The organism is Virgibacillus indicus, from assembly GCF_002266285.1.
Classification (GTDB): Bacteria; Bacillota; Bacilli; order Bacillales; family Amphibacillaceae; genus Virgibacillus_K; species Virgibacillus_K indicus.
The window spans coordinates 134,168-145,986 of the sequence record NZ_NPMS01000008.1; the positions used below are offsets into that span (position 1 = coordinate 134,168).

Consider the following 11,819-nt stretch of genomic DNA (forward strand, 5'->3'; position numbering starts at 1 on the left):
AAATTTACTGGAATCTATTGCTTCAGCTTTCAAATTGGGTATCAACCTTACAATTTTGCAAGATACTATGCTTTTTCAATCATGATTGATACGGTTGTCCCGACATCTTTTTCAGAACTGATTTTCAGGTCATGTCCTAATTCCTTGCATATTTCTTCCGATAAATAAAGTCCCATTCCAGTAGATTCACGGAATGTACGGCCATTAATCCCTGTAAAAAAGGGATCAAACACTCTGGACATATCTTGTGCTGGTATTCCATGGCCGGTATCGCGGATTCTCAGGGTAAGTAATTTATATTCTTCATTTGCTTCAAAATAAATGGTGTCTGAGGTTTCCTTTGAATATTTAATCGCATTGGAAATAATTTGTGTAAGCACAAAGCGAAACCATTTCGGGTCAGTTGCTATGATTATTTCCTCATCAATATCCAATTTGGGAAAAACATTATTTCGAATAAAGCTGGACTTAAATTCTTTAATCACTTCTTTAATTAGTGAATTCAAAGAAACCTGCTGCACATAAAAATCACGGTCAAATTTCTGCAGACGGGACTGGTACAGAGCAAGATCCAATCCCTGCTGAAGCCGTTCTAATTCTTCCTGCATGCTGTGAAGGAAATCCTCGGGCAGATCATCCTTCTCCTTTTGCAAAGTTAAATGCATAACAGATACAGGTGTCTTCATTTGATGCACCCATTGCTGCATGAAATTAAACTCCAGCTGCTTTTGCCGTTCCAGTTGATCAATTTCTTCCTCAAAGTGATTTGTTTGCTGTTCATACTGTGCTGTGACATTTTCCAGCAGCCTGTTTGGGGATTCCGGCAGGCTGTTGGGTGTTTGGTGAAAGCCCCTGTAAAACTCACGCATTTTATAGTAGCGAAACAATAGAAAAATAATTAAACAGCTTGTGGGAAGTATGAATAAATAGATAATGATATCTATTCCAAGCGAGGTCCCGGCAATTACAGCAGCCAGCTGAGCGATGCCGATGATAAGCAGACACTGGGAATAAAAGAATAAAATAAATGGCAGGCTGTCCTTTAAAAAATCCTTCATTATGCACCGCTCCATGTATCAATTATTTTATAACCTGCGCCCCTTACAGTCTGAATGCTATTGTGGATGCCGATATCCTTCAGCTTTTTCCTTAGACGGGTGATATTTACGGAAAGTGTATTATCATCAACAAATTGCTCATCATCCCAGAGCATTTCCAGCAAATAGGTTCTGGATAATACCTGATTCAGCCGATCTGTAAAAGCCTTTAACAAGATAAATTCATTCTTGGTAAGTGATATCGACTTTCCCTCAAACTCTGCTTCCATTGCAGTAAGATGCAGATAAAAACCATTTATCTCAAGAAAGTCAGCTTGTTTGCTGACAGCATATTCGCCATAAATTCTGCGCATAATCCCTTTGATTTTTGCTTGTACCACATCAAAGTTAAACGGCTTTGTTATGTAATCATCGCCGCCATTTTCAATTGCCATAACCTGATCCATTCCGGAATCACGAGCGGAAATAAAGATAATTGGACAATTCGATATGCTGCGGATCTGCCTGCACCAGTAAAATCCATCATAGCGGGGCAGGTTTATATCCATCAATACAAGGTGCGGTTCGATTGATTTAAATTCTTGCATTATTTTATCAAATTCATTCACGATTGTTACAAGATATTCATACTTTTCCAGGTACTCCTTTAAAAGTCCGGCAATCTTCGGATCATCTTCAATCAGATAAATTTTCTTCATCAAACACACCGCTTTCTCTAATATAGTCCTATCCTATCGTATTATTATGCAAAAATAAATGACAAGCTTTTCTTAAATCAAGCATATGTATAGCATATAGAACAGTATAGAAGGGGACCAAAATGAATCTGATTCCTTGGATTGCTCTTATCGTCATATGTTTCATTGTTTTAAGAAGCCTGCTTCTGTTTATCAAAGGCGGTATGATCCGTGATCGTATGGAGCGGAGTGACAGCCGATTTTCTGCTGAGCTTTTTTATATACTGATGATTATTTACAGCATTGTCATTATTGGATTTGGTCTGATTTACTTTATACTTTCTTTTCAGGGTATCATTCTTGTCGAGCATGGAGAGCTTAGGCAGGTCAATGTATTAGGATCGGTTATTCATTCCTTATATTTTAGCGGGGTTACGTTGCTCACAATTGGTTATGGAGATATTACGCCAATTGGCATCGGAAGGTTTATCGCCTTGATTCAGGCACTAATCGGCTATGTGCTGCCGACCGCATTTGTACTAAAGCTCGTTCAATCCACTCGGGAAAAAGGCGATAAATGAATCTCTCTATCAAGTATGCTATAGTGAAATTATAGAATAGCTATGGAGGGATTACTTTGACAGTAGAAGCAGGACAGCAGGTAAAAGATTTTACTTTGCCGAATCAAAATGGAGAAAAAGTCAGCTTGTCTGACTTTAAAGGAAAGCATGTCGTATTATATTTTTATCCAAAAGATATGACACCAGGCTGCACGACAGAGGCCTGTGACTTCCGGGATAATCATGAAAAATTTGGCGATCTGGATGCTGTGATTATTGGTGTAAGCCCGGATCCGGTTGAACAGCATCAAAAATTTATCGATAAGCATGATTTGCCATTTTTGCTGCTGGCAGATGAGGACCATAAAGTAGCGGAAGATTTCGGCGTTTGGAAGCTGAAGAAGAATTTTGGGAAAGAATATTACGGAATTGAACGGTCTACATTTATTATCGATAAAGAAGGAAAGCTTCAGAAAGAATTCCGTAAAGTGCAAGTGAAAGGGCATGTGGAAGAAGCGCTGGATTTTATTAGGGAGAATTCGTAAAAGGATGAGCTTTTCACGATTGGCTACGAGTTCCTTTGCTAGTCACAAACATACCTTGTAATGGAAATGACCATCAAATTGTATAGTATAGCAATATGATGGTCATTTTTTATGGTTATATCTTTTCAAAGGCATTTACTGCTGCTTCTGCTACTTGGACATCCTGCGGAACGGCACCTCCGCTGACGCCAACTGCGCCTACCACTTTTCCGTCTTTTTCAAGTGGAATGCCGCCACCGAACACGACGATTTTTCCATTATTGGTCGTGTTGAGTCCCCAAAGTTCTGAATTGGGTGTTGTCGCTTCCTCCAGGTTGGATGTTGGCATTTTAAGTGCTACTGAAGTCCAAGCCTTATTGTGAGCAATGTCTACACTTGCCAGCCAAGCATCGTCCATCCGGTGGGCAGCAATGAGGTTCCCGCCATCATCGATTATGGAAATGACCATTTGTACTCCAATATTGCCCGCTTCCTTTTCCGCACTGTCAATCAGTTTCTTTGCCGTCTCCAAATTAAGTTTTTCCAATCTGTTCATCCTTTCTGTGGTTTTCTTTCCTTTAAATCCGGTACGTTTCAATAGTGGTCTTCCCGTCTCATTCTGCAGCCAAACACATATAGTTCTTTTTAAGTTTTGTAAAATGATGACCGGGTAGAGGAGAAATAAGGGTCTGCATAAACATGTGACCTGTATATCACTGAAAACACGGAGGAGGTTATTTGTTTGGCTGATAATCGTGGAGTAGTGTACACAGGGGAAGGAAAAGTGGAAGTGCAGGATATCTCATTCCCTGACTTAGTGCTGCAGGATGGACCAGGAGTACCAAAATCGAATGCCGGAAGAAAATGTGAACATGGGGTCATCCTCAAAAATATTGTTACAAATATCTGTGGCAGTGACCAGCATATGGTCCGTGGGCGTACCACTGCACCATCAGGTCTGGTATTGGGACATGAAATTACCGGTGAAGTTATTGAAACAGGACGTGACGTGGATCATCAAAAAAGGCGATATTGTATCTGTTCCATTTAATGTGGCCTGTGGCCGCTGTAAAATGTGCCAGCGCCAGGATACACATATCTGCTTAAATGTTAATCCGGAAAGACCTGGCGGGGCTTATGGCTATGTTGATATGGGCGGCTGGGTTGGCGGCCAGTCGGAATATGTAATGGTTCCATATGCTGATTTTCAATTATTGAAATTTCCGGATAAAGAAAAGGCGATGGAAAAAATACTCGACCTTACGATGTTGTCAGATATTTTTCCAACAGGTTATCATGGTGCAATCAGTGCAGGCGTAACAACAGGTTCGACTGTTTATGTGGCAGGGGCGGGCCCGGTTGGATTGGCTGCAGCACATTCTGCGCAATTGCTTGGTGCAGCAGTCGTTATTGTTGGTGATTTAAAAGAAGAGCGGCTGAAACAAGCAAGGAGCTTTGGATGTGAAACAATCAATTTACAAGAGCATGACGATGTTGGGGAACAAATTGAAGAAATCCTCGGTGTCCCTGAAGTCGATTGTGCCATTGATGCAGTTGGCTTTGAAGCTTATGGGCATGGAACGGATCATGAAGATGCGCCGGCCGCCGTTCTGAATACGATGATGGATGTTGTGGAAGCTGGCGGCAAATATGGTATTCCTGGATTATATGTCACCGAAGACCCTGGTGCTAAGGATAAGGATGCCAAGCAGGGGTCATTAAAAGTTCGATTTGGATTAGGCTGGTCAAAGGCGCATTCCTTTTCTACAGGACAAACCCCTGCCATGAAGTACCAGCGACAATTAATGATGGCTATACTGAATGGAAAAGCGGATATCGCAAATGTTGTTAATGCAACGGTGATATCCTTAGATGAAGCTCCGGAAGGGTATGCAGACTTCGATAGCGGGGCAGCGAAAAAGTTTGTGATTGATCCGCACGGCACATTGAGCAAGTAAAAGGTAACCTCTATTTGAAGGGGGATGCCTGCCCCTTTACAAAATTCGGTACATTATTGATAGAATCCACTATGAATATGAGTTTTTCGCGATAGATTCATACTCATTTTTTGTAATAGAACACCTCATTAGTGAATAGATTGTAATATATTAATCTATTAATAATGAGGTGTTTTTTAATGGAGTTACAAGAGAATGTCACGAGAGCTCGAACAAATATAACGAATAAGCGCAAAATCTATCCTGCAATGAAGCGGCTTACTGATATTGTTGTAAGTTTCACGCTGCTTCTATTATTCATGCCTGTATTTATTTTCGTCAGTTATAAACTCTACAGAAAAGAGGGAAAGCCGATCATTTACCGTGAATTGCGAATTGGCAAAAATAGCCGTCCTTTTCATATGTATACATTTCGCATCATGACAAACCCATCTCGAGTAATTTATAAACTCCCACCAAGCCCGAATCATAAATCCTGGGAATCGCAAATGGATGGATTTCGCGCTAGCGGAGATGCTTTGGTCACACTTACACCAACAGGCAACTGGCTTAAGAACTGCAGGCTGCAAAAATTACCGATGCTGTGGAATGTTTTGAAAGGGGAGATGAGTCTTGTAGGACCAGAAGCAGATTTCCCTGTTGAGATCCATTTCTATAATGAAGAGCAGAAACCGCGTCTGACAGTAAAACCAGGAATGACAGGCTATGCTCAGATAAAACCAAATCCTTTCAAAAACCCCAAGATTAAACTGCATGATGACCTCTACTATCTGAAAAATAGATGCTATCTGCTGGATGTGAAAATTATTTTGCGCAGTTTTAGAAAGGTTAAATAGACTTCCTTTGCCTTATTATTGTGCAATTATTTTAAAAACATATAATATAGAAGCAGATACAAGAATAAGGAGGGGACCTTTGTGATTCTTTTTTCTGCAAAAATATCAAAAAAACATCATGAACGCTTGCAAGCTGATTATTCGGACCTACCTTTTAGATTTTGCAATAATATGAATGAGGCAAAAGATCATCTGAGTGAAGCGGAGGTTCTGGTAACCTATGGAAGTGACCTTACCCCAGAATTGATCGCAAAAGCTGCTAACTTAAAATGGATAATGGTAATGTCAGCGGGAATGGATAAGATGCCATTTAAGGTAATCAAGGAAAAAGATATTGTCGTTACAAATGTAAGAGGGATTCATAAAATTCCAATGGCTGAATATGCAATAGGGATGCTGCTGCAGGTGTATAAACAGGCAAAAATAATAATTAAAAATGAACTGGAAACCAGCTGGGATCCTTCGGTGAAAATGCAGGAGATTACCGGAAAAACATTACTCGTGCTTGGAACGGGAGCGATTGGACAGGAAGTCGCACGTCTGGCAAAAGCTTTTAATATGAAAACGATTGGTGTTTCAAGAAGCGGTAGATCTGTTGAATATTTTGACGAAAATCATTCGACAGCTGATTTGAAAGAGCTTCTGCCACAAACTGATATTATTGTGTCAGTTCTGCCGAGCACAGAAGAAACAAAGGGTCTATTCACATATGAATATTTCAGGCTCCTTCCAGCTCATGCTGTATTTCTGAATATGGGCAGAGGAGATCTGGTTAAAAGTGAGGATATGCTAAAAGCAGTACGGGAAGAGGAAATTTCTCATATTGTGCTGGATGTTTTTGAAGAAGAACCGCTTCCAGAAGGACATCCACTATGGAAGGAAGAAAATGTAACCATAACACCACATTTATCTGGATTGTCGAAACATTATACACCAAGGGCACTGGAAATTTTCAAAGAAAATCTGGATAAATATTTGGATGGCAGCACTGATTTTGTTAATAAAATTGATCTAACCAGGGGGTATTAATATGCGGATATACACAAGATCTGGAGATAAAGGGAAAACATCACTGATTTACGGGAAGCGTGTGGCAAAAAATGATTTGCGTGTGGAAGCATACGGCACATGTGATGAAACAAATTCGATGATTGGTCTTGCACTCAGCTTTCTAGATAAAGAGGATTGGGAAGCGAAAGAAGTATTTCTTGAAAAAATGCACCGGATTCAGACGATTTTATTTCATGTTGGAGCGGAGCTTGCAACACCTAGTGATAAAGAGGTGACCTGGAAGCTGAAAAAAGACCATATCCAGGAATTGGAAGATCAGATTGATGAATGGGATAAAGATCTTGAGACGTTAAGAAACTTTATTCTGCCATCTGGTCATCCAACATCCAGTGCGCTGCATGCAGCGAGGACGGTAGCAAGAAGAGCAGAGAGAACTGCCGTTGGACTTGGGGAGGATGCTGTAAACCCGCTGGTTGTATCCTATTTAAACAGACTTTCCGACTTTTTGTTTGTAGCAGCCCGCTATGTGAACAAAGAACTTGGTGGAGAAGAAATTCCGTTGAAGGCGGATATCTGACGAGTGAAGGGTTTCTCTAATTTAGAGGAATCCTTTTTCTGTCTGTAATAATAATTAGATGCTATAATATACTTATATTGACATGCAGCTGTTACAACAAGTAAACTGATTATAAGAATTATAATATAATAATACTATTTGACTTGGAAAAACTATTGAAAGAGAGGTGCTGACGATGTCTGAGACACGTTTGGATGATGCTATCAATACATTAAAAGAATCAGGCGTCCGGATCACACCACAACGTCATGCGGTTCTTGAATATCTTCTTAACTCAATGACTCATCCTACAGCTGATGAGATTTATAAAGCACTTGAAGGGAAATTTCCCAACATGAGTGTTGCAACAGTTTATAATAATCTGCGTGTATTGCGTGAAATCGGCCTTGTACGTGAGCTAACCTATGGAGATTCCTCCAGCCGTTTCGATTGTAATACTTCAGAGCATTATCACATTATTTGTAATGAATGTGGAAAAATAGTTGATTTTCATTACCCGACACTGGATGAAGTGGAATCATTGGCGGAACAGGTGACAGGCTTCGATGTAACCTATCATCGCATGGAAATTTACGGTACCTGTGAAGGTTGTAAGGGACCGGCAACACAAAAACATTAATGGTGAAAATCCAAATGCTGGTGAAAATTGCATTTGGATTTTTTTAGTTTTTAGTCGATTAGTCAGTTGCCGCTTACTTCTTAAAAATGGACCCGCACCCACTTTCTCACACTATTAATAAGCCAGACACCGGAGCAATTTTCCAGTTCCTGCTTCAAAATCTTTCTTTCCTCAATCGTGCCATCCTCTATCAATTTCTTTCGGTATGTGCCTGCCAATAGACCACATTCTACTGGTGGAGTATAGAGTTTGCCATCAAGCTCTACGACGGCATTTCCGGTGGTAAATTCCGTAATCTCTCCATTTTTATTCCATAGTAATACATCAAAGACAGCTGCATGCGGCTCCTTCAAATTCTCATAAACGGAACGGTTTGTTGTTTTATGGTAGAGAAAAACATCGTGCTGATCAATTGGATTGTCTGCAAGTGCTGCTTTCTGAGGCCCTTGAAATAAAGCTGCTTTACTTCCTTCCAGCCTATAGCTGCCGTCTTTTTCCACGAGTAAACGCACCTTCCAGTAATTATTGGAATGATCCTTTGCAAATTCCAGCAGCTCCTCCTTAATAGATTCGATCTCTATGTTAATTTGAAAGTAAGCCGCGGACTGCTGCAATCGATTCAGATGGTTTTCCAGCACCAAATATTTTCCATCAATTAGTCCAAGGGATTCCAGCAGCTCGAAGTCATTCGTTTCGCTGTTTAGAATTTTTGCCTTTGTTAAAACTTCCACATATTCCTCTTTATTGGATGAATCCCAGGTAATCCCACCGCCAACCCCGTACTGGGCATTGCCTTTTTTGTTATCGATAATTACGGTTCGGATAGGGACATTGAATATTGCTTCTCCCTTAGGAGTAATATAGCCGATCGCACCACAGTATACTTCCCTTGGTGCTTCTTCCAGCTCATTAATAATGTTCATTGTGCTGACCTTTGGTGCTCCAGTAATTGAACCGCAGGGGAACAGTGCCTGAAAAACATCTGATATTCCTTTGTCCTCGGCTATTTCAGCAGTTACTTCTGAAGTCATCTGGAATAGGGTAGGATATTTTTCAATCGAAAATAGCCTGGGGACTTTTACTGTTCCGGGATTGGCAATTACGCCTAAATCATTACGCAATAAATCAACAATCATTACGTTTTCAGCCCGATTTTTTTCGGAATGATAGAGCCAGTCTGCATTATTATTGTCTTCTTCCTTCGACTTCCCTCTGCCAATTGTTCCTTTCATTGGTTTCGTCGTAATTTTTCTATCCTTAAAATGGAAAAATAATTCAGGAGAAGCGGATAGGATCGTGAAATCACCAATATCAAGGTAGGCACAATAATTCGAGACCTGAGCTCTTGTTAAATGATTATAGTAAGAAATGCTGTCACCGCTAAAATTAGAATTCATTCGAATCGTATAATTTACCTGGTATGTATCTCCGTTTTCAATAGAGTGTTTAATCTTGGATAAATCCCTGTTATACTTTTCAATTGTTGTATTGGAGAGCCATTCCGTTGTATGAAAAGGCTGGCTGCTTGTGAGTGCTTCCTCTTTTGCTTCTTCAAAAACCCCAAACCAAACAAGTGGCATCTCAGGATTATGATGTACGGTTAAAGCAGAATCGAATGCCGGTGCTGCTTCATATGAAATATATCCTGCTGCATAATAGCCATCATCAACAGCCTCTTGTATTTGTTTTAATGCTGGAAGTACTTCTTCTATTGAAATCGCTTTAATAATTTTCAGTGGATTTGTAAATTGCAAAGGGTTTTTATTTTCGTTGGCAGTAAAGTCAAAATGAAGGATTGGATTCATTGTGAGCTCCTTTCAATCAGAAATCTGTCCATACAAAAAGCTGTTCAATAAAGGGATGACTATATTTATGCCGTATGTTGCAGATAAACAAAGTAGTCAGCTCTTATGAACAGCTTTAATCAGGATGGTATATGTTTATTTTGATTTGTTCGCTTCTCTTCTATATTTACGAGTATTGTATTTTTCATCAAATTCTTTGCCTTCCAGATCTTTATCAAGTGTTAATGTCTGTTTGCAATGCATACATGCATCAACTCGTCCCAGCATTTTTGTTGGTTTTTCACAGTTCGGGCAGATGATTGGGATAGCTTTCAGGGATAGTGTCCCTATCCATACATAGACCACACAGCTGAGAAGTATCATTAAAACACCAAGAATAAAGAAAATCGCTACTAACCAATCAATTCCCTTGGTTAATATACCTCCATACATAAGAAGAATTCCTGCGAAAATTAAAATCAGTGCAAAGGATCTTATTTTATTTATTTTACTTGAATACATTAGTCTTGCCATAGTTGTCCTCCTTAAATATTACATTGGTAGTATAGCATATTTCAGAAAAAGTTTCGTTTAGGAAAAAGGATTTCACCGAAATGTAACGAAATATATAACTATAAATAGTAAATTTGTACGTATTGAGATATAGAAAATGGAGGAAATGAATAATGGAAGACTTCCTGAGGCCGATATACCAAGAATATGCAAGTAATCCAGACACATTAGGTGTTTTATTATTGGAAAAGACAAAACCAACCAGTCCGTTAACAGATAACTTTGATGTCATATTACTTATTATTGTGAAAGAATCCACACAATCATGGAAAGTGAAGCATTATGAATTTGATGAAAAAACTGCAGCATTACATATTGTTACAGAAAATCTGCTCATGCAATGGATTGATACAAGTGGATATCGCAGGGCAGTAGAGTGGATTATCTATGGAAAAGCAATTTTTGACCGTAATGAATATATAAGAGGCTTAAAGGATCAGCTGCGGGATTTTCCAACCGGAAAGCGGGATTTGCGCAAAGCAATCGAATTTGGCAAATTGATTAAAAGCTATAGTGAAGCGAAGGAATTATATGAATCCGATGAATATAAAGATGCAAATAGTAAAATACTGTATTCGCTGCATTATTTAGCGAGATTGGCAGTAATCGAAAAAGGCTACTATCCTGAAGTGACTGTATGGAGCCAGGTAAAACAAATTGATTTGGAAGTTTATAAATTATATGAAGAGTTCATTGAAAGTGATGAGGAAATGGAAAAACGTATCCAGTTAATGATCATTGCGATGGATTTTGTTATCAGAAGCAGGGCAAGAGTATCTGTAAGACACTTGTTGGAAATTATGAGTACAAAAGAGGCAGCGTGGTCCTATGCGGAATTAAAGTCCATGCCGGTAATTGCACCATATACACTGGATCTGACAGCAATCATTTCTTATTTAGTGGAAAAAGAGATTCTGCTTACTGTCAGACAGGAATCAAAAGGTGCTGGACTATACCATCGAAAATACATTGTTGCCGGATAAGCACACTTTCTTCTGCATTGAATAAAATTAAATGTGGTATTTCTTCTTAAGGAATGCAGTTGATGGCTTTCATTAATTCAATCCCTGGTTTTACAGGTTGTTCCTATGGGAAAGTATAAACTGAGCAGGGAATTGTAAGTCATCGAGAATAGCTCAGTTTTAATAGAACAAAGGCGCTGAGTGCCCATTTAACGACGTACGGACTGCGCCCCGCAGAACCAGAAAAGCTTCTGCGGGTACACCACACCAGAAAAAGTGTTTTTCCTTTTCAAGGACGGTGGGGGGAAGTCTTGGTGGTTGCTGGAGCCGAATGTGGCTTTTTATGCCCGATAATTAATTGCACTACAAAATACTTTTAAATCTCTATTAAAATAATCGTTGACTTTGTAAATTAACCATGGTAAAGTTAAATCCGTTGCAAAAATTCTATTGGAATTAGCGACAAAAAATCAAAAATTACTTGTTGACTTTAGTAAAGTTGATATGGTATATTAGTGAAGTCGCTGATTTGAGACGCGACAAAGAAATTTGCTCCTTGAAAACTGAACAAAACAACCAGTATGTCAGGAAAAACATGAACTGTTTTTTCTTTAAGAAACTCAGAAGGTAACACTTCTGAAAAGCTAAGACAATTGATGGAATTGATTGGTGTCGATTCC

13 protein-coding genes and 1 pseudogene are annotated in these 11,819 nt (G+C 39.3%); 8 read left to right on the forward strand and 6 right to left on the reverse strand.

What is annotated here, in order from left to right:
* Window positions 1-65: 65 nt before the first annotated feature.
* Window positions 66-1,058 (reverse strand): sensor histidine kinase, encoded by a 993-nt coding sequence (locus tag CIL03_RS15530; protein WP_240508093.1) that lies wholly within the window; start codon window positions 1,056-1,058, stop codon window positions 66-68.
* Entirely contained in the window at window positions 1,058-1,756 is a 699-nt protein-coding gene (locus CIL03_RS15535; protein WP_094886801.1) for a response regulator transcription factor, read from the reverse strand. Before CIL03_RS15535 ends, CIL03_RS15530 begins: the two co-directional genes overlap by 1 nt.
* Before the next feature lie 122 nt (window positions 1,757-1,878).
* On the opposite strand from CIL03_RS15535, the gene CIL03_RS15540 reads away from it, so the two are divergent.
* Entirely contained in the window at window positions 1,879-2,316 is a 438-nt protein-coding gene (locus CIL03_RS15540) for a potassium channel family protein (protein ID WP_094886802.1), read from the forward strand.
* A 56-nt stretch (window positions 2,317-2,372) separates the two neighbouring features.
* The gene (bcp, locus tag CIL03_RS15545) at window positions 2,373-2,840 is read left to right on the forward strand and encodes a thioredoxin-dependent thiol peroxidase (RefSeq protein WP_094886803.1); all 468 of its coding nucleotides are present in this window, start codon (window positions 2,373-2,375) and stop codon (window positions 2,838-2,840) included.
* A 115-nt stretch (window positions 2,841-2,955) separates the two neighbouring features.
* Here bcp and CIL03_RS15550 read toward each other — a convergent pair whose 3' ends face one another.
* Entirely contained in the window at window positions 2,956-3,366 is a 411-nt protein-coding gene (locus CIL03_RS15550; protein WP_206207714.1) for a GlcG/HbpS family heme-binding protein, read from the reverse strand.
* A gap of 195 nt (window positions 3,367-3,561) precedes the next feature.
* On the opposite strand from CIL03_RS15550, the pseudogene fdhA reads away from it, so the two are divergent.
* From fdhA to perR, 5 genes and pseudogenes are all read left to right on the forward strand, one after another.
* Window positions 3,562-4,777 (forward strand): annotated as a pseudogene (gene fdhA / locus CIL03_RS15555) (formaldehyde dehydrogenase, glutathione-independent).
* A gap of 179 nt (window positions 4,778-4,956) precedes the next feature.
* Complete coding sequence (locus tag CIL03_RS15560) at window positions 4,957-5,613, forward strand: sugar transferase (protein ID WP_165767976.1); 657 nt, start codon at window positions 4,957-4,959, stop codon at window positions 5,611-5,613.
* Window positions 5,614-5,694: 81 nt separating this feature from the next.
* A complete protein-coding gene (locus CIL03_RS15565) occupies window positions 5,695-6,642 on the forward strand; it encodes a D-2-hydroxyacid dehydrogenase (protein ID WP_094886805.1) in 948 nt (315 codons plus the stop codon).
* A gap of 1 nt (window position 6,643) precedes the next feature.
* Window positions 6,644-7,201: a cob(I)yrinic acid a,c-diamide adenosyltransferase gene (locus CIL03_RS15570; RefSeq protein WP_094886806.1), complete on the forward strand. Its 558-nt coding sequence runs from the start codon at window positions 6,644-6,646 to the stop codon at window positions 7,199-7,201.
* Window positions 7,202-7,376: 175 nt separating this feature from the next.
* Window positions 7,377-7,820 (forward strand): peroxide-responsive transcriptional repressor PerR, encoded by a 444-nt coding sequence (gene perR / locus CIL03_RS15575; protein WP_094886807.1) that lies wholly within the window; start codon window positions 7,377-7,379, stop codon window positions 7,818-7,820.
* An 80-nt stretch (window positions 7,821-7,900) separates the two neighbouring features.
* Here the strand turns inward: perR and pabB are convergent, their stop codons facing one another.
* Together pabB and CIL03_RS15585 are read right to left on the reverse strand one after the other, a co-directional pair.
* Complete coding sequence (pabB, locus tag CIL03_RS15580; protein WP_094886808.1) at window positions 7,901-9,625, reverse strand: aminodeoxychorismate synthase component I; 1,725 nt, start codon at window positions 9,623-9,625, stop codon at window positions 7,901-7,903.
* A gap of 135 nt (window positions 9,626-9,760) precedes the next feature.
* Entirely contained in the window at window positions 9,761-10,138 is a 378-nt protein-coding gene (locus tag CIL03_RS15585) for a YgzB family protein (protein WP_094886809.1), read from the reverse strand.
* A gap of 152 nt (window positions 10,139-10,290) precedes the next feature.
* On the opposite strand from CIL03_RS15585, the gene CIL03_RS15590 reads away from it, so the two are divergent.
* On the forward strand, window positions 10,291-11,160 hold the full coding sequence (locus CIL03_RS15590) for a nucleotidyltransferase-like protein (protein WP_094886810.1): 870 nt from the start codon (window positions 10,291-10,293) through the stop codon (window positions 11,158-11,160).
* A 469-nt stretch (window positions 11,161-11,629) separates the two neighbouring features.
* On the opposite strand, the gene CIL03_RS19990 is transcribed toward CIL03_RS15590, so the two are convergent.
* Window positions 11,630-11,819: hypothetical protein (locus tag CIL03_RS19990; protein ID WP_206207713.1), on the reverse strand; the 190-nt coding region annotated here is incomplete at its 5' end.